Here is a 22,568-nt window from a genome sequence, read left to right on the forward strand (position 1 = left end):
GGTACTTTCGCAGGACTTTTTGAAGCACGGCTTCGAGGGTCTTGCTGAGCACCTGTCGCCGACCGCGGGGAGGATGAATGATCCGGCAGCCCATGCTGCGCATACGTGTGGTCGGTCGCGCAGCGATCGGGTTGTTGGGGGTCGCCACGGCGCTCCTACTCGCGCCCGCCGCGCTGGCACAGCCCGAGGTCGAGGCCGGCGACGCGATCACCGCAGCCTGGCAGGCCAACGGTGGCGACGCCGGCCCGCTGGGGCCGAAGTCGGGCGACGTGTACCCAGCCGGTGAAGGCTTCGTGCAGAACTTCGCGTCCGGCAAGATGTTCTTCACCCCCGATACCGGCGCCCACTTCATGCAGGGCGCGATCCTGGAGAAGTACGAATCGCTGGGCGGGCCCGCCGACAGCGACCTGGGCTTCCCCGAGATCGACGAAGGCCCGGGCCGGGCGGCCGGCAGCCGCAACAGCACGTTCAGTGCCCCCGACAATCCGGTGATCTTCTGGACACCGGAGACGGGCGCGCGGGTGGTCCGTGGTGCGGTCAACGCGGCATGGGACGAGCTGGGTGGGTCGTCGGGGGTACTCGGTGTGCCCGCCGAAGACGCGACTTACGACGGTGCAGTCGTCACACAGCGGTTCACCGGCGGCGAGATCTCCTATGACGCCCGCGCCAAGACGTTCACCACGGTGCCGCCTGAACTGGCCGACCAGCTGACGGATCTCGACATCCCCGACGATCCGGTGTCGGCGATCAACGCCGCCCGCCGCGCGGCCGGGGGGCCGCTGGGTCCGCTGGGTGCCGCCGAGGGTGAACCGTATCCGATCGGTGCGGACGGCTTCGGTCAGGACTTCGTCAACGGCAAGATCTTCTACAGCCCCGCCACCGGCGCGAACGTGGTGACCGGTCAGGTGCTGGCCAAGTACGAGAGTGTCGGCGGCCCGGAAGGCGACCTCGGCTTCCCGGTAACCAGCGAGGTGGACGGCGGCGTGGCCCCGGCGAGCCGGATGAGCACATTCGCCGCCGAGGACGAACCGGTGATCTTCTGGACGCCGGACCACGGCGCGGTGATCGTCCGCGGCCCGATGAAGGCTGCCTGGGAGGAGCTCGGCGGCGCCACCGGCGAACTCGGCCCGCCCGTGGCAGACCAGACCCAGAACGGGCAGGTCATCACCCAGCGCTTCGGCCAGGGCGCTGTCTCCTGGAACACCGAGACCAGATCGTTCAGCACCGAACCGGGTAATCTCGCGTCGCAGTTGACCGACATCTCGGTGTCCCAACAGCAGGCGCCGCTGGCACCTCCGCAGGCAGCCGACACCGGCGAGGCCACGTTCCGGTGGACATGGTGGTGGTTGCTGGCCGTTGTGCCGCTGCTGCTGCTGGCGGGTCTGGTGGCCCTCGTCGTGGTCCGGAAGCGACGTCGCGACGACGACGACGACATCTTCGGGCCCGGTGCCGGATCGGTTTCCGACGACGACGGGGACTTCGAACCTGCCCGGTCGGGCGGTGACTACCAGGACGAGGTCGGCCGGGAGGACACGCTGTTCGGTGACCGATATGCCCGTGAAGGCCTCGGCTCGCTGTCGTCAGGTGTCCCTGCCGCATCGGCCCCGTCCGACGACTTCCCCTCGGGGCCGCTGAGTTTCTGGGGCGCACCTGTGGGAGCGCCGCGTGAGGCCGAAGGCGAGGCCGGGCAGTCGGACGTCGGGCAGGAAGACCCCGACTCCGTGGACACCGCGCCGACCCGCGTTCCGGACGCCGCCGAGGTCTTGCCGGAGACCGCGCCGTACGACGAGTCGCCGGAGACCGCGCCGTACGACGAGCCCCCGGAAGCAGCGCCGTACGACGAGCCCCCGGAAGCAGCGCCGTACGACGAGCCGCCGGTGGTGGCCGACCGGGAACCGTTGGTCGCGTTCGACCGGGAACCGTTGGTCGCGTTCGACCGTGATCCGATGACCGACACCGGTCGCCACGCGCGGATCGACTTCGACGAACCTGCCCCGGCCGCAACCGCGTTGCACCTGCCCCTCGACGATCCGAACGAGATCCCTGAGGGCTATCCGATCAAGGCAGACACCGAGTCGGGCCTGTACTGGGCGCCCGGCAGCGACGACTACGACGAGGCGCCGGCCGAGATCTGGTTCGCCAGTGAGGAAATGGCCCGGACCAACGGATTCGTCCGGGGGGACTAGGCAGGCCTCAGATCTTGCGGATGACGGTGACGACCTTGCCCAGCACGGCAGCATCGTTACCGGGGATCGGGTCGAACGCCGGGTTGTGCGGCATCAGCCACACCTGACCCTTGGTGCGCTTGAGCGTCTTCACGGTGGCCTCGCCGTCGATCATCGCGGCGACGATGTCGCCGTTTTCGGCGTCGCTCTGTTGCCGGACGACCACCCAGTCGCCATCGCAGATCGCGGCGTCGACCATGGATTCGCCGACCACCTTCAGCAGGAACAGCGAGCCCTCGCCGACCAGTTCGCGCGGGAGCGGGAACACGTCCTCGACGGCTTCCTCGGCCAGGATGGGACCGCCGGCCGCGATCCGTCCGAGAACGGGCACGAAGGTGGGCTCGGGCAATGCGTCGGACCCTGACACGTCGGTGGTCACGATCGGCGGGGCGCTGTCTTCGGGGCTGCGCACGTCTACTGCGCGGGGGCGGTTGGCATCGCGCCGCAGGAAGCCCTTGCGCTCGAGGGTGCGCAGCTGGTGGGCGACCGAAGAGGTCGACGTCAGCCCGACCGCGTCGCCGATCTCCCTGATACTCGGTGGGTAACCGCGAGTGGTCACCGACGCGCGGATGACGTCGAGAATCGTTCGCTGCCGCTCGGTCAGTCCCGCTTCACGTGGCCGGAGCTCGCTCGCGCCGGCCGAGCTGTCGCTGCTGTCATCGGTCATGAGCCCGAATGTAACCTGGACCGCCGCGATAATCAAACATGTGTTCGAGGCGTGTCGTCGGCCCGCGTGCCCCCGTTCCCGGTGCCGGAAGCGAGCCGGCGGACATGTCGGTGGGGTGCGTTAGCGTTCGCAACAGTTCGATCACGTGTTCTATTCATCGAACACATGATCGACTATGGTTCGAACACAAGAGCGAAGGCCACCCGATCGAAAGGGCAGACAGATGACGATCCTCCACACTCGTGAGGCCTGCAACGACCTCGATGCCGAAAGTGCCGTCCGCGGCGGGTGCCGTGCGGTGCAGGGCGCCGTCGTCGAGAGGCCGCGGGTCCGGCCGGGCACCGCGTCGCGCAGGCCGGGTTCCCCGGGTGCCCGGCGGTCAACGCCGTCGCTGCGGCCCGGCGGGGCGCCGTTGCGCTACCGCGGTACCGGGGTGCTCGTCTCGCGGGCCTCCCATCGGCGGCGGCCGATCACCCCCGCGACCACTGTGGTGCTGGCGTTGATCGCCGGTGTGATCACGATCTGGCTGGGCCTGGTGGCCCAGTCGGGCGGTGTGGTGGGCAGCGATGCCGTGATTCCGGGCAGGCTGGCGGTGGTTCAGGTGCACACCGGGGAGTCGCTGCAACAGGTCGCGCAGCGCGTGGCGCCCGATGCCCCGGTCAACGAGGTCGTCGACCGGATCCGCGAACTGAACGAACTCGACTCGGTGACGCTCGCCGCCGGGCAGACGCTGATCGCGCCGGTCGCGTGATCCGCGGCAGCTCCGAATGCTCTGTCGCTCAAGTGCACTGAGGAGCCGTCTCGTGAAGTATGCCCCAATCGGTCCGCCCTCGGGCCGGCCACGGATCACGCAGGTACGCTCAAAGGCGTTCGAAGCGGTTGTCCGTCGGTGCGGCGAAGGAGCGGTGATGCACTGTCCGTTCTGCCGTAATCCCGATTCCAGGGTCGTCGATTCCCGCGAGACCGACGAAGGGCAGGCGATTCGCCGGCGCAGGTCGTGCCCCGAGTGTGGGCGCCGGTTCACCACCGTCGAGACCGCCGTGCTCGCGGTGGTCAAGCGCAGCGGCGTGACCGAGCCGTTCAGTCGGGAAAAAGTCATCAAAGGTGTGCGCCGAGCCTGTCAGGGTCGCCAAGTCGACGACGACGCACTCAACCTGCTGGCACAGCAGGTCGAGGACGCGGTGAGAGCGACGGGCTCGCCGGAGGTGCCCAGTCATGAGGTCGGCCTTGCCATTCTCGGCCCGTTGCGCGACCTCGACGAGGTGGCCTATCTGAGATTCGCCTCGGTCTATCGGTCGTTCTCGTCTGCCGAGGATTTCGAGCGGGAGATCGAGGCATTGCGTGCGCATCGAAACGTGGCCGCGCATGGCCAACCCGCTCAGTCGATCTGACGTATCCCGTCGTCGGCGACCCGTCCGGCGACCTGCACCCAGCCTTCCGCGCTCCACGTGGTGTGGATGATCGAGCCCTGGCCCTGAAGGATGGTCAGGTCGCGATTGAGGTACTCGGTGATGCGGACCGCGGCCGCGCCGGTCGCCTCGTCCTCACGCACCCCGAGTCTGGGGGCGAACATCCTCGCTCTGATCGTGCTCGAGGGCTCGTCCAGCCAGGTCCACAGGTAGTGCTCGACCTCGTCGCCGTAGTCGTCGGGGTCGGCCGCGGACAGGTCGTCGACCGTGGCGAGGTCGTAGATCGAGAAGTCCGGTGCCCACTCGGCGCGGGCACTGACCGAGGTCAGGTCGTCGGTGTAGGCCACCTGCACGATCCCGGCCGGCACCTGCAGGGTCCGTACAGGTGTGCCCCTGGTCTTGAGCCACCAGGATGCGCCCACGGTGGGGTGGCCGGCGAACGGGAGTTCGGTGGTGGGGGTGTAGATGTGCGCGTGCGCGGTGCTTCTGCCCGCATCGGGAAGGGAGACGAAGATGGTTTCGCTGTAGCCCAATTCGGTCGCGATGCGTTGCCGGTCAGCCGGGTCCACCGCGGCCGAGTCCACCACGCCGAGCGGGTTGCCGAACCGGCCCTGCTGGTCGGTGAACACCCGCAGCACTGTGACGTCGATGGCCATGTTGCCGATGCTACGTGCTGGCAACCGTGACGAACCGGTGATCTGTCGTCGCGAAGGTCAGGTGGCGCTGCGTTCGTCGACACCCATTGCGTCCAGCACCGCCACCCGGGTGTCCACCGAACCCGAGATCGCGCCCTCGGTGATGCCTGCCCGCAGCAGACCGCGAAGGTAATCCTGGTCGTAGACGGCGGGTTCGGTGGAATCGATGAACTTCTGCACGACCTCGACGAAACGGTCCGGGTCGTCGTGGAACGGGAAATGCCCTGAACCCTCGAAGATCTCCAGCTGTGAACCCGGCATCGCGGCATGTGCCATCTCGGCGTGGCTGACGGGGATGACCGAATCGCTTCTACCCCAGATCAGCTGCACCGGAACCGATTGCGTCAGGTAGCAGCGATCGAGCATGGTCACCACCTGACCGCGCCAATCAACCACCGCGCGCAGCGTACGGGCGAAGGCCGAGGATGCGGTGGGCTCGGGCAGGTCGGCCAGGATGCGCAGCATGTTGGGGATGTCGCGGCCCATCCCGGTGGACCCGAACAGGGTGCCGCTGGCGCGGCCGACGAGCTGCAAGGCGGGCAGCACCATCGGAAGCCGCAGCAATGCCAGCGCCTCACTGCCCATGGGCAGCGACGCGATCCGCAGCGCGATGTTCACCTCCTTGGTGACGCCACCGGCCCCGACCAGGATCAATCGGTCCACCAGCTGCGGGAACTGGTAGGCGAACTGCATCGCCACGCCGCCGCCGAGTGAGTGACCGATCACCGTGACGCTGTCGATGTCGAGCACGCTGAGCAGGTCCCGCATGCCGTTGGCGTAAGCGGCCACGGAGTAGTCCGCCCGAGGTTTGTCGGATTTTCCGTGGCCGAGGAGATCGGGGGCGATGACGGTGTACCGCTGCGCGAGCTTGGCCTGCACAGTGCTCCAGGTGGTGGAGTTGTCACCGATGCCGTGGATCAGAAGAATCGCCGGACCGGACCCGGCCATCCGGAACGCCCTGCGGTAGCCGTGGATGGTCCGGTAGTGCAACGCCGGGGTGCACTCCCGTACGGGGCGCAGGTTGGGTTTGCGGTCTGTCACAGCGCAAACCCGCTGATGACGGTCATGTCGCCCACTTCGTCGTCGGGACCGATGGCAGCTACCTCGGCTAGGGACTACCGGTGGGATCGTCCCCGTCTTTCCTGTCATTCTCACCGGTCTGCTGGGCGAGGAATCGCTCGAACTCGGCGCCGAGTTCATCCCCGCTGGGCAAATCCTCGTCGTGCGCCAGAAGAGACCGGTTCTCCTGGGCGGCAACGAATGCATCGTACTGGCGCTCCAGCGCCTCCACCACCTGAGCGACCTCCGGGCTGGCGGCGACCTGCTCATTGATCTTGTCGTGGACCTCGGCGGCTGCCTGGGACAGCGCGGCCGTCGGGATCTGCAGCGAACCACTTCTGGCAACCTCCGCCAGCAGCGTCTCCGCAGCAGCGGGATAGTCGGTCTGCGCCAGGTAGTGGGGGATGTGCACGGTGTACCCGACGACCTCGTGTCCGTGCTGAGCCATCCGGAACTCCAACAGGCTCGACACGCTGCCGGGGACCTGGACCTCGCCGACCCAGGGTTGGTGGCCGGCGATCAGCTCCTTGTCGTTGGAGTGCGCGGTCATCGTGATAGGCCGGGTGTGTGGAACCGCCATCGGGATCGCGCCCAGCCCGATCACCCGGCGCACCCCCAGCCGCTCGGACAACAGCCGCACGGCGGTGATGAAGCGCTCCCAACGCAGGTCCGGTTCGAGGCCGGCGAGCAGCAGGAACGGCGTCCCCACGCTGTCGTGCAGCGCGTAGAGATTCAGTTCCGGCTCGTCGTAGTGGGTGAAGTGGTCGGTCTTGAACGTCATCAGTGGCCGCCGGGACCGGTAGTCGAGCAGTTCGTCGATCGCAAACGACGCCACCAACTCGGTGTCGAGCGTGTCCTTGAGGTGTTCGGCAGCCAGCTTGATCGCCCGGCCGGCGTCGGAGAATCCCTCCAGTGCATGGATCAGCACCGGTCCGCGGCCGTCGGCGGCCGCGAGCTGGGGGGCGGGGAACTCGAGCTCGTACATGCCCGTCTGCTCAGGTTGGTACTGCTGACCTGGATTGTCTGTGTTCTCGGCCATCTCTTGCCTCCTTGCCACTGTGGTCGCGACAGTGGGTGTCGTTCGCACTGTGTCCTACCAGTGTCGTCCTACCAGTGTCCCGCACGTGGGGTTCCCCGCCACGGCGGTATACCCCCGTCATCCTTTTGTTCGAACGCGCTCACACCGATGTGACATTCCGCATCCCGGTGGACGGGGCCGGCCCGGCTCAGGATCGGAACTGGTGCAGAGCACGTAGCTTGTTCATCACGTCCAGTGCCGCGACCTTGTAGGCCTCGGAGAACGTCGGATAGTTGAACACGGCATCGACGAGGTATTCGACGGTGCCGCCGCAGCCCATCACGGCCTGGCCGATGTGCACCATCTCGGTGGCGTTGGTGCCGAAGATGTGGACCCCGAGCAGGCGCAGATCCTCGGTGGAGACCAGCAGCTTGAGCATGCCGTAGGAGTCGCCGGCGATCTGGCCGCGAGCCAACTCGCGGTACCGGGAGACACCGACCTCGTAGGGCACCGACCCCTTGGTGAGGTCCACCTCGGTCGCCCCGACGTAGGACACCTCGGGGATGGAGTAGATCCCGATCGGCTGGAGTTCGGTCATGCCTTTGCAGGGCTCGCCGAACGCGTGGTAGGCGGCCAGTCGGCCCTGGTCCATGGACGTCGCCGCCAGGGCCGGGAAACCGATGACGTCGCCGACGGCGTAGATGTGGTCGACCTTGGTCTGATAGTTGTCGTCGACGAAGATGCGACCGCGGTCGTCGGCCTCCAGGCCGGCGTTCGGGAGGTCCAGGTGGTCGGTCTGGCCCTGCCGGCCCGCCGAGTACATGACGGTCTCGGCGGGGATCTGCTTGCCGCTGGCCAGCGTCGTCACCGTGCCCGCAGATCCGACGTCGACGGCGGTGACCTCCTCGCCGAAGCGGAACGTGACGGCCAGGTCGCGCAGGTGGAACTTGAGCGCCTCGATGATCTCGGGATCGCAGAACTCCAGCATGTTGTCACGCTTCTCGACGACGGTGACCTTGGTGCCCAGCGCCGCGAACATCGAGGCGTACTCGATTCCGATGACTCCGGCCCCGACCACGACCATCGAGCCGGGGATGGACTTCAGGTCGAGAATCCCGTCGGAGTCCAGCACGCGGTTCTCGTCGAACTCCACGCCGAGCGGGCGGGCTGGTTTGGTGCCCGTGGCGATGACGACGTAGCGGCCGCTGACGGTGACACGTTCGGCGCGTCCGGGGTCGTCGACATGGATGGTGTGCGCGTCGATGAACCGGGCGTGACCGACGTAGAGCTCGATGCGGTTGCGCATCAGCTGCGAGCGCACGACGTCGATCTCCCTGCCGATGACGTGCTGGGTGCGCGCCAGGAGGTCGGCGGGGGTGATCTTCTCCTTGACGCGGTAGCTGGCGCCGTAGAGCTCGCGCTGGCTCATGCCGGTGAGGTAGACGACGGCCTCACGCAGCGTCTTCGACGGAATGGTGCCGGTGTTGACGCACACCCCGCCGAGCATCAGCCCGCGCTCGACAACGGCGACCGACTTGCCGAGCTTCGCCGCCGCGATGGCCGCCTTCTGCCCTCCCGGGCCGGACCCGATGACGACGAGATCGTATTCCTGCGTGGAACCCATGGCACAAGATCTACGCCGGTTACCGCCGTCTCGCATGTCGGCCGGCGTCAACTCCAGGTGAACTCTCACCGCTCGGGCGAACACCGATCCCCAATCGCGATTCCATCCACAGTTCGGGTCCGCCACACCGTCGACAGCGCCTCGCCGTCGGCAGGTGTTGCCAGGTTTGCGGTATGTCCACAACACATCGCCCCGATAACCCGCTCGACCGACCCGGCGCCCTGATTGCGGCGTTGCCCGCTGTCCTCGGGTTCGTCCCCGAGAGATCGCTGGTGCTGGTGACCGCTGCCCACGGTGAGATGGGCGCGGTGATACGCGCCGAACTCTCCGAAGGCGCGGACTGCTCGCTGGGGCACCTCGCGGAATTGGCGGCCGCCTCGCGAGCGGAGATCGCGATCGCGGTGATCGTCGACGACGAGGGCGCCGCCTGCCGGATGTGCGCCGACGAGTACCGGGAGTTGGCCCACGAACTGGCCGTCGAGCTCGCGAGATGGAACGTCGAACTGTCCGCCGTGCACGTTGTCGACAAGGTCGCCGCCGGTGGCCGGTGGTACTGCGCGGACGGGTGCGGCAGCACAGGAGTGGTCGAGGACCCGGCGGCATCACCCATCGCCGTGGCTGCCGTGCTGGACGGTCGGCGTCTGTACGCCCGCCGCTCGGAGTTGGTCGCCGTGGTCGCCCAGGTCGATCCCGAACGCAGCGCGACACTCGCCCTGGCCATCGACGCGGCCGGCGAGGTGGACCCCGATCGCCCGGACTCGCAGGCGAGAAGCGACATCGAGCACGCTCTGGCCTGCGCCGATCAACTCACCGAGGGCCGCCCGTTGGCCGATGGGCAGCTCACGCGGCTGGGCTTGGCGCTGACCGATCCGCGGGTGCGCGACACCCTTTATGCACTGGCCGTCGGAGACCATGCGGGCGCGGCCGAATCGTTGTGGGCCGACCTCGCCCGGCTGCTGCCCGAACCGTGGCGAGCCGAAGCGCTGGTACTGCTGGCGTTTTCGGCCTATGCGCGGGGGGACGGGCCGCTCGCCGGGATCTCACTGGATGCCGCGCTGGCGTGCTCGCCGAAGCACCGGATGGCCGGCATGCTCGACCAGGCTCTGCAGTCGGGGATGCGGCCAGAACAGATACGCGAACTGGCCCGCACCGGCTACCGCCTGGCCAAGCAGCTCGGAGTGCAGCTGCCGCCTAAGCGGCTCTTCGGCCGGCGGGCGGGCTAGCTTGCGTACCGGGTCAGACCTTCTCGACTTTCACCGTGTGGGCCATCTCATGCGGGAGTTCGACTTGCTCGTGCCCTGGGATGACGATCATCACGCCGCCGTGGTTGTTGACCTCGACCGTCACGCGGGCGTTGGGCACCACACCGGCGTCCTTCAGCCGCGCGATCAACTCGGCGTCGCCCTGGACATGTTCGGTCAGCTGCCGCACCACTACCGCCACGGGCATCCCGGCGGGCAACTCGGTCAGCCGAACCAGGCTGATGGTCTCGTTGATCAGGTCATCGCCGACACCGAGCTCCGACAGCCCCGGGATCGGGTTGCCGAACGGGGACGTGGTGGGGTTGTTGAGCACCTGGACCAGCCGGCGCTCGACGTCCTCGCTCATCACGTGCTCCCACCGGCACGCCTCGGCATGGACTTCTTCCCAGGGCAGTCCGATGACATCGACCAGTAGCCGCTCGGCAAGACGGTGCTTACGCATCACCGCGACCGCCAGACCGCGACCCTTGTCGGTCAGCTCCAGGTGGCGGTCGCCGGCGACGTGCAGCAGTCCGTCGCGCTCCATCCGCGACACGGTCTGGCTGACGGTGGGTCCACTCTGATCGAGACGTTCCGCGATCCGCGCACGCAGCGGGATGACGCCCTCTTCCTCGAGGTCGTAAATGGTTCGCAGGTACATCTCGGTGGTATCGACCAGATCGTTCATTCGCACACCCTCCGTCTGAGCCGAGTCTACCGGTCGACCCGCTGAACAGCGGTGCTTCATATGGCGACACGGGGTTGGACAACAGCGACGCCAGAAAGCCCGCCGAAAATTCCGGCGGGCTTTCCTCGTGGTCTTGCTAGGTGGTCCTGCTAGCTGGCGTAGGAGCGCAGCCTGTCTGCTCGCTCTCCGTTGCGCAGCTTGGCCATCACCTCGCGCTCGATCTGGCGCACCCGTTCGCGGGAGAGCCCAAACAACTTGCCGATCTGATCCAGCGTGCGGGGCTGGCCGTCGTCGAGGCCGAACCGCAGCCGGATGACCTGCTGTTCGCGCTCATCCAACGTCGTGAGCACGTACCGGATGTCGGTGTGCAGCAATTCGGAGATCACGGCGTTCTCCGCGGACATCGCCTCGGCGTCTTCGATGAAGTCGCCCAACGGAGCCTCTTCGTCGCTGCCGACGGGCATGTCCAGGCTCACCGGATCACGGCTGTGCGAAAGCAGATCGGCGATCTTCTCCGCGGGGATGCCCGATTCCTCGGCCAGCTCCTCGTCGGTGGCATCGCGACCCAGGTTCTGGTGCATTTCGCGCTTGATCCTGGCGAGCTTGTTGACCTGCTCGACGAGATGAACCGGGAGGCGGATGGTGCGGCTCTGATCGGCCATGCCCCGGGTGATCGCCTGGCGGATCCACCACGTGGCGTAGGTCGAGAACTTGAACCCCTTGGCGTAGTCGAACTTCTCCATCGCGCGGATCAGCCCGAGGTTGCCCTCCTGGATGAGGTCGAGCAGCGGCATGCCGCGACCGGTGTAGCGCTTGGCCAGCGAGACGACCAGACGCAGGTTGGCTTCGAGCAGGTGCCGCCGCGCCGCCTCGCCATCGCGCACCACCGCCGCAAGGTCGCGCTTGCGGCTGTCGCCGAGCCGCTTGCGGGTGTCGAGTAGGTGCTGCGCGTACAGGCCCGCCTCGATCCGCTTGGCGAGTTCGACCTCGTCGGCCGCATTGAGCAGCGCGGTCTTGCCGATGCCGTTCAAGTAAACGCGCACCAGATCTGCGGCTGGGCTCTGGGCATCCAGATCTTGGTCGAAGCGACTGCTGGTGGCATTTGCCATTACGGCCTCCTGATCGGGTCGAACTTTCAAGAGCTACAACGCTCTGTGAGTTCAAAGAGTTCCCAACCTCACCGCGACTCACACCTGCTGAGCTGCGGTTTTCACCGCTTCACCTGAGAATGTGCTGAGAAGTGAACCCGGCGGTGCTCAGCGGGGAACGTCGCGGTGGAGATCGTCGGCTTCGTACCCGGAGTGCTCGGTCTCGGCGTGTGGCCACACCGACGCCGGTCCCTCGAGCGAGGGGCGCTCGGCAGTCGGGAACAGCGGGATGCGGCGCTTCGAGTCGTACCGCCGGGGTTCCTCGGCGCGTCGCGGCGGACGGTCGTTGGCGATCAGCACCGCCATCCACGGCAGCGGGATCGACAGGACGATGATCCCCAGCGAGATCAGGCCGTTGTGCCAGATGCCGTAAGCCGCCGCGGCGAGAATCAGGGCAGGGATACGGAACGACATCAGGGTGAGGTACTTGCGTACCCGGGCGCGGTGCTGTTCCTCGTGAGCGAGTGCGGCCCGGGTGATCAACACGGGCCGGCCGTCGTCGTCGAAACTCAGCTCTTGGCCTTGTTTCATGACTCCACTGTTGCACATCGGCGCCCGGTGTGCCGGTGACGTTTCTTACCGATCTGTGGCGAGGCAGAATGGTGACATGCAAACCCAGACCATCGAGCGCACCGACACCGACGAACGCGTCGACGACGGGACTGACGACGACACTCCCAAGGTCTTCCACTACGTCAAGAAGGACAAGATCGCCGAAAGCGCCGTGATGGGCACACACGTCGTCGCACTGTGCGGCGAGGTGTTCCCGGTGACCCGCTCGGCGAAGCCCGGTTCGCCGGTATGCCCGGACTGCAAGCAGATCTACGAGCAGCTCAAGAAGTAGCGGCGTCGCCCTTGGCGACCGCCGCGGGCGCGTCGCCTGTGGGTGTGTCGATCTGTTCGGGGACGTCGTCCGGTTGCGCGGTCGGTGCGCCGCTGAAGGCACTGGCTTTGGCTTCCAGCCACCACCGCAGACGTTTGGCGTGGGTCGGCTGAGCCGGCCATTCCTCCTCGATGGCCGCGTTGAGTTCCGCGCCGAACATGACGGCGAAACCGAGGAAGAACGCGAACAACAGGAATGCGATCGGGGTTGCCAGCGCCCCGTAGGTGTAGCCGGTGCTGGTGATCCAGGTCAGGTAGACCCTTAGCGCCCACGTCGCCACCAGGAACACCACCGCGGCCAGCACGGAGCCGTACACCAGCCGATGCGACGGCAGTGGCTTGGGCAGTGATACCCGGTAGAGCAGGTTCACCGCGACCACAAGCGCCAGGAACAGCACCGGGTAGTAGCCGTACCGCAGGAAGTGGTCCCAGCTGTCGGGGATGAACTCGGCGATCTTGCGCGGGCCCAGCGCCAGGAACGGGGCCGTCACGATGGCCCCGACCAACATCACCACATACAGGCCCAGTGCGTAGAACCGTTGCCGCACGGGATGTCGGAGCGGCGTCTGGCCGTGGGCCTCGGTGATCGAGTCGACGAACGCCGAGATGGCCGACGAGCCCGCCCACAGCGAGATGACGAACCCGAGCGAGACGACCTCGCCCCGGGCGCCCCTGATGATGTCGCGCACCGTCGGCTCGATGATCTCGGTGACCACGTTGGGCGAGAAGAACCGCCCGGCGGTACTGACCAGTTGGCTCTGGATCATCGGCAGGGTGTCCGGACCGAACATCGGAGCGACATAGGCCAAACTGCCCAACATTCCCAGCAGCAGCGGCGGCAGTGACAGCGCGCACCAGAAGGCAGCCTGCGCTGACTCCGCGAAAATCGAGTCGTCCCAACTTTTTGCCAAAGTCCGGCCGGCGATGTGCCGGAAGTGGTGGCGTGACGGCCTCGGCCGGTCGGGTGGCAATGCTGACTGGTCACTCATGACCAGTCCAGCATCGCCGATGTGCCGCTACGGCTCCAACTGGCTTACTTCCAGGACCGCCGCCAGCTCGACCAACTTGGCCTCGTGTTCGTTGGCATGGTGTTGGCAGAACAGCAACTCGGCGCCCGACGGAAGCTTCGCCCGTACGCGGGCCGCGGCGCCACAACGGTCGCAGCGGTCAGCCTTGGTCAATGCGGGACTGGTCAGCGTTGCGGTCATGGCACCTCCATAGGATGTGGCGACGTTCTTCTACTCTGTCAGACGCTTGGGGTTCCGGCCTTGTTCCCCGGGGGTTTACGGGTGTGTCGTGTCTCACGGATGTATGTGTTGCGACAGATAGGGGCTGACGGTATGACCGACGACCTCGTCCATCTGTGCTCTGCGCCGCAGTGGGACGCGGCCCGCCGGTCGGGAGAACTACGGCCCGATTCGCTGGACGCGGTGGGCTTTGTGCACCTGTCGACACCGGATCAGGTCCATCTGCCCGCCAACCGTCTCTACACCGGCCGGACAGACCTGCTGCTGCTGCGCATCGACGCCGCACGTCTCTCCTCTCCGGTCCGCTGGGAACCCGGGGCTCCCAGCGATCCCGCGGGGATGGTGTTCCCGCATTTGTACGGCCCCTTACCGGTAGCAGCTGTGATAAGCGTCACGTCCTACCCGTGCGGGCCCGATGGTTCGTTCCCGCCACGCGGGTCCTGAAAACCAGCGTGATCGATCGCTCTGTGACGCACCAGTTTTGGTCACTGGTTTGCGGGTTCTTGTCGGCACGGAGTGCGGAACCCACATCGGTGGTCGGATTGTGACTCAATACACTGACCACTCGTGGGCATACTGTTCGGCTTCGCACCGTGGATCGTTTACTGGATTCTCGTCGGCAACGTTCCCTTCGTCACCGCGGTGCTCGTCGCGTTTGCGATGGCCGTAGCGGCACTCGTGGTCTCCAGGCTCGGTGGGTCCCCTGGGCGGACGCTGGAGATCGGTGCTGTCGCAACGTTTTTCCTGCTGACGGTGCTTACGTTCACGGTGAGCCAGGACTTCATGGAACGGTGGATACAGCCGCTGAGTACCGCCGGGATCTTCGTGGTGGCGTTGGTCAGCGTGCTGATCGGCAAGCCGTTCGTCCGCGAGTTCGCCGTCGTCGGTCAGCCCAAGGAAGTGATCGACAGCGAGCCCTTCGCCCGCATCACCTCGCTGCTGACCTGGATCTGGATCGCGGCGTTCGGTGGCATGGCGCTGTCGTCGGCGATCCCGCCGATCGTGCAGGGCGATGCGACGATCCTGGACACCCGCACGCCGCTGTCGTTCGTCTGCTACTGGGTGGTGCCGTTCACGTTGCTGGGGGTGGCGGCTCTGCTGACGCGGGTGCTGCCGGACCGGATGGTGCCGGCGGCGGACGAAGTGGTCCGCAAGACCACCTTCGTCGCGTTCGCCGAGGCGGAGATCGATCAGCTGATCTACCTCGCCACCGAGCACGCCAACCGCGAAGTCGGCGCGGGCAAGGAGGCCTACGACATCCGGATCGGCAGCAAAGGCATTCCGCTTGTCGGAGACGAGACGCGCGAATCCTGGCCCTCCTCGTACAAGGTGCGCGAGCGCAGGCGCTGACCCGCCACGGGCCGCCCGGTTGCGGTCCGGCATTGTCACCGGTCTTTGCGATATTCGCAGCGTTCCGGACGTCGTTGTGGGGTGGACGGCCGTGGCCGCGAAGCCGGCCGTTCGCCGATCCGGCTCAGCTACCGGGACTTCCGGGTCCAAGTGCGGCCTCAGCTAATTCAAGGCGCAACACGGTACACCATTCGGGCAGGGTAATTGACTGAGGTGCCGATTTGCTGTGTTAGATTCCGGCGAATCCGGAGACCGAGCAGACCAGGGGGAACTGCGCATGGCTCAACGCCGCCGCACCGCAGACGATGTGACCGACCGCAGCGCTGGCGCAGGCCGGGGAGCCACCGCCCACCGCTGGGTCGCAGCCGGTGCAGGGGGCGTGGCCGCAGTCGGTATCGGGGTGTTGCTGTCCACCCAGGCGGGGACGCCGGCGGCCCCGGTCCGCGCCGTCGAGCTGGCTTCCTTCGATGCGTTGTTGGTGCCCCAGACGCCGGTGTCCGACGAGCTGTGGTGGACAGTGTCGGGCGCGCCGGGCAGCCAGCGCACGTCGAGCGGGGCGGACTCCCGGTCGGCGGTGGTCCCGATGATCGGCGAGGGTGGCTGGCTCGTCGGCGACGGCATCGACGCTGCCGCCGACTGTGCAGGCGCTGCCTGCAACGGCGGAAACGGCGGGCTGCTGTGGGGCAGCGGTGGTGACGGGGCCAACGGCGGCCGGGGCGGCAACGCCGGGTTGTTCGGCGGCGACGGGGGCCGCGGTGGTGACGGCGCGCTGCCCGGGCAGGCCGGCGGGAACGGCGGTAGCGCCGGATTGCTCGCCGGTGACGGGGGCGACGGTGGCCACGGAGCAGACGGTGCCGAGGGCATCGCGGGCGGGAGCGGCGGAGCCGGCGGTGCAGCGGGCTTGCTGTTCGGCGACGGCGGTGCCGGTGGCGACGGCGGCAACGGCGGCAAAGGACTCGACGGCAGCAATCCGGCCGCCAGCGGCAGCGCCGCGACCGGCAACCCGAGCTTCCTGGGGCAGACGGGGCTGCTGCACTCCAACAACGTCGTCGACGGCATGCTCATCGGCCGAATGGGTGGCCGCGGAGCCGACGGCGCGGCCGGCACGAACCAGTCCGGTGGTCAGGGCGGCCAAGGCCAGGGGGTGACCCCGTGGTTCGCCGCTCTACACGACTTCAGCGTCAGCGGCGCGGGCGGCGACGGTGGTGATGGCGCAGGCGGTGGGCTCGGCGGCGACGGCGGCGACGCCGGTCTCGCCCAGGGTTTCTCGCCCACCGTCGCGGTGTTCGGGTCCAACGGTGGTGCCGGCGGCAACGGCGGCATCGGCGCCCGTGGCGGCGACGGCGGAGATGGCGGGGACGTCAAGGTCGGTCCGACCCTGGGCTTCGGCGGGCCCGGCGGTGCGGGCGGCGCCGGTGGCGCGGGAGCGGCCGGCGCACTCGGCACCAGCGGTGGGGACGGCGGTGCAGGTGGCCGCAGCGGACGGCTCACCGGCAGCGGCGGAGCCGGCGGTTCCGGGGGAGCGGGCGGCACCGGCGGTGACGGCGCGGTCGGTGGTGACGGTGGCACCGGCGGTGACGGTGGCGCCGACATCTCCGATCCCGGCAGCGGGACGGTGAAACCAGGTCAAGGGGGTCGCGGCGGATTCGGCGGCGACGGGGGCGACGGTGGTGATGGTGGCCCCGGCGGCGCCGCCGGTACGGGTGGCGCCGGGAGCGCCGAGGGGCCGGCTGGTCGCGACGGTGAGCGGGGAGCGACCGGCGGCGGGGGTTCGGGCGGCTTCGGCGGCAGTGGCGGCAACGGTGGTGCAGCCGGCGACGGCGCTTCGGGTGATCGCGGAACCGCGGGCGGTTCGGGCAGCGGGCCGGCGGGCAGCAGCGGCGGTGCCGGCGGACAGGGTGGCAGCGGCGGCAACGGAAGCCGCGGTTCCGCCGACAGCTCCGACTGAACCGGGCTGGCTCAGACGGGCTGCCTCAGATGGGCTGCCTCGACGATCGATGTCGGGTCGCGGTCCTCACCACGCGATCGAGCCGGAAACCGGCCTGTGCCAACAACTTTGCGCATTCTCCCTGCGTGCGTGCGTGCGTGCGTTCGTTGCGCAGGATCGTCAGCGCCGTCTCGTCGTGCCAGTCGTGGATGACGCTCTCGAGGACATAGGCGTCGCCGCCGTCGGGCACGCCCGACATGAACGGTCTGCCTAGTCGAGGTAGTCGCGCAGCACCTGGGAGCGGCTGGGGTGGCGCAACTTCGACATGGTCTTCGACTCGATCTGCCGGATGCGCTCGCGCGTCACCCCGTAGACCTGGCCGATCTCGTCGAGGGTGCGCGGTTGTCCGTCGGTCAGGCCGAAGCGCAGCCGGACCACGCCCGCCTCGCGTTCGGACAGCGTCTCCAGCACCGACTGCAGCTGATCCTGCAGCAGCGTGAACGACACGGCATCCACGGCCACCACGGCTTCGCTGTCCTCGATGAAGTCGCCGAGCTGTGAATCGCCCTCGTCGCCGATGGTCTGGTCCAGAGAGATGGGCTCACGCGCGTACTGCTGGATCTCCAGCACCTTCTCCGGCGTGATGTCCATTTCCTTGGCGAGTTCCTCGGGCGTGGGCTCACGACCGAGATCCTGCAGGAGTTCACGCTGGATGCGGCCGAGCTTGTTGATGACCTCGACCATGTGCACCGGGATGCGGATGGTGCGGGCCTGATCGGCCATGGCCCGGGTGATCGCCTGGCGGATCCACCACGTCGCGTAGGTGGAGAACTTGTAACCCTTGGTGTAGTCGAACTTCTCCACCGCGCGGATCAGGCCCAGGTTGCCCTCCTGGATGAGGTCCAGGAAAGCCATCCCGCGACCGGTGTAGCGCTTGGCCAGCGACACCACCAGGCGCAGGTTCGCTTCGAGTAGATGGTTCTTGGCGCGGTCGCCATCGCGGCAGATCCACTGGTAGTCCCGGCGCTGTGCCGTCGTCAGCTTCTCGCCGCGCTCGGCGAACTCGGTCATCAGCTGCGTGCAGTAAAGCCCCGCCTCGATGCGCTTGGCGAGCTCGACCTCTTCCTCGGCGTTGAGCAGCGCGACCTTGCCGATCTGCTTGAGGTAGGCGCGTACCGAATCGGCCGAGGCCGTCAGCTCGGCGTCTTTGCGGGCCTGCCGCAGCGCCTCGGATTCCTCTTCGTCCCAGACGAAATCGCCGGAGGCCTTGTCCTTCTCCGTGGGCTCGGCGATCCCGTCGTCCTCGGCGTCGTCGACCTTGGCGGCCTTGCCGGCCGCCTTGGGCGCGGCCTTCGTGACGACGTCGGCGTCGTCGGACGCCTCGTCGGTGTCGGGTTCGTCATCGGAGGCGTCGTCGTCGACGACGATGTCCTCGAGGTCGATGTCGGTCTCGTCGACCTCGAGCTCGTCGCCGGGCTCGACGACCGCGTCCTCGGTGCTGTCGGAGTCGACCAGGTCTCCGTCGACGCCCTCTGCTGCGGGGGCGGTCGACTTCTTGGCGCGGCCACGGGAGGCCGGCGCGTCGCCCTTGGCCGCACGCGGCTTGGTCGTCTTGGCCGCAGCGCCCTTCGCGGCCTTCTTGGCGGGCGCGGACCCGTTCGCCGACTTCGCCGGCGCGGCCTTTTTGGCGGGGGTCTTGGCGGCGGTGCGCTTCACCGGCTCATCGGTTGCCGGGCTTGCCTTTGTCGCTGCCACGTACACCCTTTCGGTCGTGCTGGTTCCGGCGCGCACACGTGCGCCACCGAAAAGTGTCGGCTATGTCGAATGTCGGCGTTGATCTCAACTCGGGATGCTTCGCCGCTACTCGGTAGGCGGCCGCCGTCGACCATTGTAACGACAGTGTGGGTCGGCGCTGCGCCGAGCGGCAAATTTGACGCCGCCACACCGGGTTCCAGCGGGGTTACTTGTGAGTAGCGGTGACGTCGGTCTCGGCCGCCATCGCGGCACCGACGATGCCCGCGGTGTTCTGCAGTGCCGCCGCGACCACCGGGGTCCGGTTCTCGAGCAGCGGAATCCATTTGTGGGCCTTGCGGCTGATGCCGCCGCCGGCGATGAACAGGTCCGGCCAGATCGCGTTCTCGATCACCACCAGCACTTTCGTGACTTCTTCCGTCCAACGCTGGTACGACCATTCCTTGCGGTCCTTGACCGAACTGGCGGCGCGGTGCTCGGCCTCCTTGCCGCCGACCTCGAGGTGGCCGAATTCGGTGTTGGGCAGCAGCACGCCGTTGTGTATGACCGCCGAGCCGATCCCGGTGCCGAACGTCAGCAGCACGATGACTCCCGTGTTGTCCCGGCCGGCACCGAATTTCTCTTCGGCGAGTCCGGCCGCGTCGGCGTCGTTGAGCACCGTCACCGACCGCCCGCCCAACGCCCCGCCGATGACCTCGCGGGCGTCGGCGCCGATCCAGGCCTTGTCGACGTTGGCGGCGGTCCGCACGATCCCGTCGGTCACCACCCCGGGATACGTCACCCCCAGCGGTCCCTGCCAGTCGAAATGCGCGACGACCTCGGCGATGGTCTCGGCGACGGCCGTTGGCGTCGCCGGCTGGGGGGTGAGTACCTTGAACCGCTCACCGATCAGGGACCCCGTGTCCAGGTCGACGATGCCGCCCTTGACGCCGCTGCCGCCGACGTCGACGCCGAAACCGCGGCGAGCCCCGGAACCGGATTCGGTACCGGCTGGACCGGAGGATTGAGTGGCGGTCATGCGAGCTCCTCTGCGCGGGTGCGCTTGACACACTATCGGCTCGCCTATCGGGACGCGGGTCGGTCCTGCATCCCGAATCGTCTGCGGTCGCCGGGTGTGTTGCGATGGGTGGGTGACCGAGGACACCGCCCCTGTGCAGCTTCGTTCGTTGGCCGAGCAGTTGGCGTCGGAGGCGGCGGCGTTCGTCAGGAAGCGCCGCGTGGAGGTTTTCGGCGCTGGTGGCGGCGGTGCGTCGGCGGCGCATGCGGTGCGCTCGAAGAGCACGGCGACCGACCCGGTCACCGTCGTCGACACCGAGACCGAACGGCTGCTGCGGGGCCGGCTGGCCGAACTGCGCCCGGGGGAACGCATCCTCGGCGAGGAGGAGGGCGGGCCCACCGGTGGGGCGGACGGGGAGCTGACCTGGGTGCTCGACCCCATCGACGGCACGGTGAACTTCCTGTACGGGATCGAGGCGTATGCGGTGTCGGTCGGTGTGCAGCGCGGCGGCGCCTCGGTGGCCGGGGCGGTCGCGGACGTCGCGGCCGGCGCGGTGTACTCGGCGGCGCTGGGACACGGTGCCCGACTGCGCCGTGACGGGGTGGTGACCGAGCTGCGCTGCAGTGCGGTGACCGAACTGCCGATGGCGCTGGTGGGCACGGGCTTCGGCTACCGGCCCGAAGTCCGCCGCCGGCAGGGCCAGATCGTCGCCGAGCTGCTGCCGCAGGTGCGTGACCTGCGCCGGATCGGTTCGTGCGCGTTGGACCTGTGCATGGTGGCCGCGGGCAGGCTCGACGCCTACTACGAAGACGGTGTCCATGTGTGGGACTGGGCGGCGGGGGCGCTGATCGCCGGCGAGGCGGGGGCAGATGTGCGGTTGCCGTCGTCGCTCGACGGCCCCGGATTCGTGGTGACCGCGGCTCCGGGGATCAGCGCGGCGTTGGACGCTGCGCTGGCGGGCTGCGGCGCGTTGTAGGTCGCGATCGCGACCCCTCACTCACGGGTGGGCCCGCTCAACACGCTCCGGTGTGGATCTTGGACAGCAGTGCCGGGTCGGCGGGCTGGGTCGCTTCGGGCAGCAGGCTGGCGAGCACGGCGTCGATGTCGTCACCGCGGCTCAACTCGGTGAAGTCGGTGCCCAGAGCGAGGTCGACGGTGTCGTCGGTGCGCTCATCCTGGAACAACTCGGTGCAGGGCGCCACCAGCCAGACCGCGGCCGCAGCGGCCCGCCCGGACGGGCCGAACCGGATCTGGCCCTGGCAGGCCAGCCGTGCCGTCTCGTATATCGGGTCGTTGTCGGCCTCGGGATCGGCGAACCCGAGGTCACGCAGCGCTCCCGCGACCTCGGCTGCCTGCCCGCCCTGCCCGCTGGCGTTGAGCACCCGGACGTTGGTGTCGGCGAGCTTGGCGGGGGTGACATCGGTCATCTCGGTGCGGGGAACCTGTTCGCCGAGTCGGGGTGTGAACGCGTCCGGATCGGCAGGCGTGGGCGGCGGATTGCAGACTGCTGCCTCGCGGACGTCCGGTGGCCGCGACAGCGCGATCATCCACACGAGGGCGGTCACGACAGCCAGGGATGCGAACAGCACGATCCCGGGCAGGAAGCTGCGGCGGCGAAAAGGCCGTCCGTGCTTGTCGAACGCCGTTCCGTCGGTGATATGCGCGACCACGTTGTGCACTCTAAGCGCAGCCGTCCGCGGCGCTCCGACCGGCGCGGATGAAGATGTGATGCATATCACATTAGAACCGGAGGCAATCCGGGCACGAATCATTTGGCGGATGCGTTCGACGCTGGTACAAAGCACTGCTGCACTAGCTCCACGGAGGGGACACAGATGGCCACTGACTACGACGCCCCACGGCGCACCGAGACCGATGACGTTTCCGAGGACTCACTCGAAGAACTGAAGGCTCGGCGCAACGAGGCCCAGTCGGCGGTGGTCGACGTCGATGAATCCGAGTCCGCCGAATCGTTCGAACTGCCCGGCGCCGATCTGTCCGGCGAAGAGCTGTCGGTGCGGGTGATCCCGAAGCAGGCCGACGAGTTCACCTGCTCGAGCTGCTTCCTGGTCCATCACCGCAGCCGGCTGGCCAGCGAGAAGAACGGCCAGATGATCTGCACGGACTGCGGCGCCTGAGGTCAGGAGGCCAGTGCGGCGAGCACCTTGTCCGGGTGCCGGGCACTGATCAACCAGTACGGGGTGGGGTCGTCGGGATCGTCGAGGACCAGCAGGGCCATCGGACCGATCCACGCCCGGTGCACGACGTAGGCGGCCGGGTCCAATTGGCGGCCCAGCGCCGCCGACTTGGCCGAGCGGGGCACCTCGGCGGAGCGCGCGACGACGCTCACCGGCAGGTGGGCGCCGCCGATCCACAGTTCGGTCTCTCCGTCACCGCTGGTGACGCGCAACTCGGTCCTGCCGAGCCACAACAGCACGACGACTGCGACCGGCAGCAGCACCGCGAACGGCAGCCAGTTGGGCAGCGCCTTGACCCCCTGGTTGACCTCCAGCGCGATCAGCGCGGCCAGGCCCAGGCCGGGCAGCCACCACCACCACGGGACCCACAGGCGTTCGCGGTAGCGAACGGTTTGCGTGGTGGCGCGCGTGTCGGACACGCGGCCAAGAGTAATCTCTGAC

General features: G+C 68.0%; 25 protein-coding genes. 10 read left to right on the forward strand and 15 right to left on the reverse strand.

Features of this window, described 5'->3' with window-relative positions:
* The first annotated feature begins 77 nt into the window (after nucleotides 1–77).
* Nucleotides 78–2,186 carry an LGFP repeat-containing protein gene (locus G6N53_RS15720; RefSeq protein ID WP_163889862.1) on the forward strand — a complete coding sequence of 703 codons (2,109 nt, stop codon included), beginning with the start codon at nucleotides 78–80 and terminating at the stop codon, nucleotides 2,184–2,186.
* Between the two features lie 7 nt (nucleotides 2,187–2,193).
* Here the strand turns inward: G6N53_RS15720 and lexA are convergent, their stop codons facing one another.
* Entirely contained in the window at nucleotides 2,194–2,892 is a 699-nt protein-coding gene (gene lexA / locus G6N53_RS15725) for a transcriptional repressor LexA (protein WP_163889864.1), read from the reverse strand.
* Between the two features lie 223 nt (nucleotides 2,893–3,115).
* On the opposite strand from lexA, the gene G6N53_RS15730 reads away from it, so the two are divergent.
* Both G6N53_RS15730 and nrdR read left to right on the forward strand, forming a co-directional pair.
* Entirely contained in the window at nucleotides 3,116–3,643 is a 528-nt protein-coding gene (locus tag G6N53_RS15730; RefSeq protein WP_163889866.1) for a LysM peptidoglycan-binding domain-containing protein, read from the forward strand.
* Between the two features lie 157 nt (nucleotides 3,644–3,800).
* Entirely contained in the window at nucleotides 3,801–4,283 is a 483-nt protein-coding gene (gene nrdR / locus G6N53_RS15735) for a transcriptional regulator NrdR (RefSeq protein ID WP_163889868.1), read from the forward strand.
* On the opposite strand, the gene G6N53_RS15740 is transcribed toward nrdR, so the two are convergent.
* The 4 genes from G6N53_RS15740 to sthA form a co-directional block, all read right to left on the reverse strand.
* Complete coding sequence (locus G6N53_RS15740) at nucleotides 4,271–4,957, reverse strand: PhzF family protein (protein ID WP_163889870.1); 687 nt, start codon at nucleotides 4,955–4,957, stop codon at nucleotides 4,271–4,273. The genes nrdR and G6N53_RS15740 overlap by 13 nt on opposite strands.
* A 57-nt stretch (nucleotides 4,958–5,014) precedes the next feature.
* Nucleotides 5,015–6,037 carry an alpha/beta fold hydrolase gene (locus tag G6N53_RS15745; RefSeq protein WP_163889872.1) on the reverse strand — a complete coding sequence of 341 codons (1,023 nt, stop codon included), beginning with the start codon at nucleotides 6,035–6,037 and terminating at the stop codon, nucleotides 5,015–5,017.
* Between the two features lie 67 nt (nucleotides 6,038–6,104).
* Nucleotides 6,105–7,094, reverse strand: coding sequence for a proteasome assembly chaperone family protein (locus G6N53_RS15750; RefSeq protein WP_163889874.1), 990 nt, complete (start codon nucleotides 7,092–7,094; stop codon nucleotides 6,105–6,107).
* Nucleotides 7,095–7,281: 187 nt separating this feature from the next.
* A complete protein-coding gene (gene sthA / locus G6N53_RS15755) occupies nucleotides 7,282–8,697 on the reverse strand; it encodes a Si-specific NAD(P)(+) transhydrogenase (RefSeq protein WP_163889876.1) in 1,416 nt (471 codons plus the stop codon).
* A 173-nt stretch (nucleotides 8,698–8,870) separates the two neighbouring features.
* Between sthA and G6N53_RS15760 the strand changes: the two genes are divergently transcribed.
* Complete coding sequence (locus tag G6N53_RS15760) at nucleotides 8,871–9,920, forward strand: DUF4192 domain-containing protein (protein ID WP_163889878.1); 1,050 nt, start codon at nucleotides 8,871–8,873, stop codon at nucleotides 9,918–9,920.
* Between the two features lie 13 nt (nucleotides 9,921–9,933).
* Here the strand turns inward: G6N53_RS15760 and G6N53_RS15765 are convergent, their stop codons facing one another.
* From G6N53_RS15765 to G6N53_RS15775, 3 genes are all read right to left on the reverse strand, one after another.
* A complete protein-coding gene (locus G6N53_RS15765) occupies nucleotides 9,934–10,626 on the reverse strand; it encodes an iron-dependent transcriptional repressor DtxR (protein WP_159229473.1) in 693 nt (230 codons plus the stop codon).
* A gap of 149 nt (nucleotides 10,627–10,775) precedes the next feature.
* Nucleotides 10,776–11,735, reverse strand: a complete 960-nt coding sequence (locus G6N53_RS15770) for a sigma-70 family RNA polymerase sigma factor (RefSeq protein WP_163889880.1) — start codon at nucleotides 11,733–11,735, stop codon at nucleotides 10,776–10,778.
* Between the two features lie 147 nt (nucleotides 11,736–11,882).
* A complete protein-coding gene (locus G6N53_RS15775; protein WP_371870831.1) occupies nucleotides 11,883–12,305 on the reverse strand; it encodes a DUF3099 domain-containing protein in 423 nt (140 codons plus the stop codon).
* A 76-nt stretch (nucleotides 12,306–12,381) separates the two neighbouring features.
* Between G6N53_RS15775 and G6N53_RS15780 the strand changes: the two genes are divergently transcribed.
* On the forward strand, nucleotides 12,382–12,618 hold the full coding sequence (locus tag G6N53_RS15780) for a DUF3039 domain-containing protein (RefSeq protein ID WP_159229478.1): 237 nt from the start codon (nucleotides 12,382–12,384) through the stop codon (nucleotides 12,616–12,618).
* On the opposite strand, the gene G6N53_RS15785 is transcribed toward G6N53_RS15780, so the two are convergent.
* On the reverse strand, nucleotides 12,608–13,645 hold the full coding sequence (locus G6N53_RS15785; RefSeq protein ID WP_163889884.1) for a YihY/virulence factor BrkB family protein: 1,038 nt from the start codon (nucleotides 13,643–13,645) through the stop codon (nucleotides 12,608–12,610). The genes G6N53_RS15780 and G6N53_RS15785 overlap by 11 nt on opposite strands.
* 27 nt (nucleotides 13,646–13,672) lie before the next feature.
* On the reverse strand, nucleotides 13,673–13,864 hold the full coding sequence (locus G6N53_RS15790) for a DUF7455 domain-containing protein (protein ID WP_163889887.1): 192 nt from the start codon (nucleotides 13,862–13,864) through the stop codon (nucleotides 13,673–13,675).
* Nucleotides 13,865–13,996: 132 nt separating this feature from the next.
* On the opposite strand from G6N53_RS15790, the gene G6N53_RS15795 reads away from it, so the two are divergent.
* From G6N53_RS15795 to G6N53_RS30440, 3 genes are all read left to right on the forward strand, one after another.
* Nucleotides 13,997–14,347, forward strand: a complete 351-nt coding sequence (locus G6N53_RS15795; protein ID WP_163889889.1) for a DUF952 domain-containing protein — start codon at nucleotides 13,997–13,999, stop codon at nucleotides 14,345–14,347.
* A gap of 123 nt (nucleotides 14,348–14,470) precedes the next feature.
* The gene (locus G6N53_RS15800) at nucleotides 14,471–15,253 is read left to right on the forward strand and encodes a hypothetical protein (RefSeq protein WP_163889891.1); all 783 of its coding nucleotides are present in this window, start codon (nucleotides 14,471–14,473) and stop codon (nucleotides 15,251–15,253) included.
* Between the two features lie 277 nt (nucleotides 15,254–15,530).
* Nucleotides 15,531–17,201: a hypothetical protein gene (locus tag G6N53_RS30440; protein WP_163889893.1), complete on the forward strand. Its 1,671-nt coding sequence runs from the start codon at nucleotides 15,531–15,533 to the stop codon at nucleotides 17,199–17,201.
* Nucleotides 17,202–17,226: 25 nt separating this feature from the next.
* Here the strand turns inward: G6N53_RS30440 and G6N53_RS15810 are convergent, their stop codons facing one another.
* The 3 genes from G6N53_RS15810 to ppgK form a co-directional block, all read right to left on the reverse strand.
* Nucleotides 17,227–17,439: a methyltransferase gene (locus G6N53_RS15810; protein ID WP_205390391.1), complete on the reverse strand. Its 213-nt coding sequence runs from the start codon at nucleotides 17,437–17,439 to the stop codon at nucleotides 17,227–17,229.
* Nucleotides 17,440–17,450: 11 nt separating this feature from the next.
* Entirely contained in the window at nucleotides 17,451–18,935 is a 1,485-nt protein-coding gene (locus G6N53_RS15815; protein ID WP_237166532.1) for an RNA polymerase sigma factor, read from the reverse strand.
* A gap of 205 nt (nucleotides 18,936–19,140) precedes the next feature.
* Nucleotides 19,141–19,950 carry a polyphosphate--glucose phosphotransferase gene (gene ppgK / locus G6N53_RS15820; RefSeq protein WP_163889897.1) on the reverse strand — a complete coding sequence of 270 codons (810 nt, stop codon included), beginning with the start codon at nucleotides 19,948–19,950 and terminating at the stop codon, nucleotides 19,141–19,143.
* 112 nt (nucleotides 19,951–20,062) lie between these two features.
* Here ppgK and G6N53_RS15825 point away from each other — a divergent pair, with 112 nt between their 5' ends.
* Complete coding sequence (locus tag G6N53_RS15825; protein ID WP_205390392.1) at nucleotides 20,063–20,905, forward strand: inositol monophosphatase family protein; 843 nt, start codon at nucleotides 20,063–20,065, stop codon at nucleotides 20,903–20,905.
* 37 nt (nucleotides 20,906–20,942) lie between these two features.
* Here the strand turns inward: G6N53_RS15825 and cei are convergent, their stop codons facing one another.
* The gene (gene cei / locus G6N53_RS15830; protein WP_163889901.1) at nucleotides 20,943–21,599 is read right to left on the reverse strand and encodes an envelope integrity protein Cei; all 657 of its coding nucleotides are present in this window, start codon (nucleotides 21,597–21,599) and stop codon (nucleotides 20,943–20,945) included.
* Between the two features lie 165 nt (nucleotides 21,600–21,764).
* Here cei and G6N53_RS15835 point away from each other — a divergent pair, with 165 nt between their 5' ends.
* Nucleotides 21,765–22,067 (forward strand): DUF4193 domain-containing protein, encoded by a 303-nt coding sequence (locus tag G6N53_RS15835; protein ID WP_163889903.1) that lies wholly within the window; start codon nucleotides 21,765–21,767, stop codon nucleotides 22,065–22,067.
* A 2-nt stretch (nucleotides 22,068–22,069) separates the two neighbouring features.
* Here G6N53_RS15835 and G6N53_RS15840 read toward each other — a convergent pair whose 3' ends face one another.
* On the reverse strand, nucleotides 22,070–22,546 hold the full coding sequence (locus G6N53_RS15840; protein WP_163889905.1) for a DUF3093 domain-containing protein: 477 nt from the start codon (nucleotides 22,544–22,546) through the stop codon (nucleotides 22,070–22,072).
* Nucleotides 22,547–22,568 lie beyond the last annotated feature (22 nt).

The organism is Mycolicibacterium hippocampi, from assembly GCF_010723735.1.
Lineage (GTDB): Bacteria > Actinomycetota > Actinomycetes > Mycobacteriales > Mycobacteriaceae > Mycobacterium > Mycobacterium hippocampi.

Excerpts from the sequence above, each read along its gene's own strand:
- G6N53_RS15785 (WP_163889884.1), bottom strand. The coding sequence starts at position 13,645 with ATGAGTGACCAGTCAGCATTGCCACCCGACCGGCCGAGGCCGTCACGC.
- G6N53_RS15730 (WP_163889866.1), top strand. The coding sequence starts at position 3,116 with ATGACGATCCTCCACACTCGTGAGGCCTGCAACGACCTCGATGCCGAA.
- ppgK (WP_163889897.1), bottom strand. The coding sequence starts at position 19,950 with ATGACCGCCACTCAATCCTCCGGTCCAGCCGGTACCGAATCCGGTTCC.
- G6N53_RS15780 (WP_159229478.1), top strand. The coding sequence starts at position 12,382 with ATGCAAACCCAGACCATCGAGCGCACCGACACCGACGAACGCGTCGAC.
- G6N53_RS30440 (WP_163889893.1), top strand. The coding sequence starts at position 15,531 with ATGGCTCAACGCCGCCGCACCGCAGACGATGTGACCGACCGCAGCGCT.
- G6N53_RS15770 (WP_163889880.1), bottom strand. The coding sequence starts at position 11,735 with ATGGCAAATGCCACCAGCAGTCGCTTCGACCAAGATCTGGATGCCCAG.
- G6N53_RS15790 (WP_163889887.1), bottom strand. The coding sequence starts at position 13,864 with ATGACCGCAACGCTGACCAGTCCCGCATTGACCAAGGCTGACCGCTGC.
- G6N53_RS15765 (WP_159229473.1), bottom strand. The coding sequence starts at position 10,626 with ATGAACGATCTGGTCGATACCACCGAGATGTACCTGCGAACCATTTAC.
- G6N53_RS15795 (WP_163889889.1), top strand. The coding sequence starts at position 13,997 with ATGACCGACGACCTCGTCCATCTGTGCTCTGCGCCGCAGTGGGACGCG.
- G6N53_RS15750 (WP_163889874.1), bottom strand. The coding sequence starts at position 7,094 with ATGGCCGAGAACACAGACAATCCAGGTCAGCAGTACCAACCTGAGCAG.
- G6N53_RS15760 (WP_163889878.1), top strand. The coding sequence starts at position 8,871 with ATGTCCACAACACATCGCCCCGATAACCCGCTCGACCGACCCGGCGCC.
- G6N53_RS15740 (WP_163889870.1), bottom strand. The coding sequence starts at position 4,957 with ATGGCCATCGACGTCACAGTGCTGCGGGTGTTCACCGACCAGCAGGGC.
- nrdR (WP_163889868.1), top strand. The coding sequence starts at position 3,801 with ATGCACTGTCCGTTCTGCCGTAATCCCGATTCCAGGGTCGTCGATTCC.
- G6N53_RS15810 (WP_205390391.1), bottom strand. The coding sequence starts at position 17,439 with ATGTCGGGCGTGCCCGACGGCGGCGACGCCTATGTCCTCGAGAGCGTC.
- G6N53_RS15720 (WP_163889862.1), top strand. The coding sequence starts at position 78 with ATGATCCGGCAGCCCATGCTGCGCATACGTGTGGTCGGTCGCGCAGCG.
- sthA (WP_163889876.1), bottom strand. The coding sequence starts at position 8,697 with ATGGGTTCCACGCAGGAATACGATCTCGTCGTCATCGGGTCCGGCCCG.
- lexA (WP_163889864.1), bottom strand. The coding sequence starts at position 2,892 with ATGACCGATGACAGCAGCGACAGCTCGGCCGGCGCGAGCGAGCTCCGG.
- G6N53_RS15775 (WP_371870831.1), bottom strand. The coding sequence starts at position 12,305 with ATGAAACAAGGCCAAGAGCTGAGTTTCGACGACGACGGCCGGCCCGTG.
- G6N53_RS15835 (WP_163889903.1), top strand. The coding sequence starts at position 21,765 with ATGGCCACTGACTACGACGCCCCACGGCGCACCGAGACCGATGACGTT.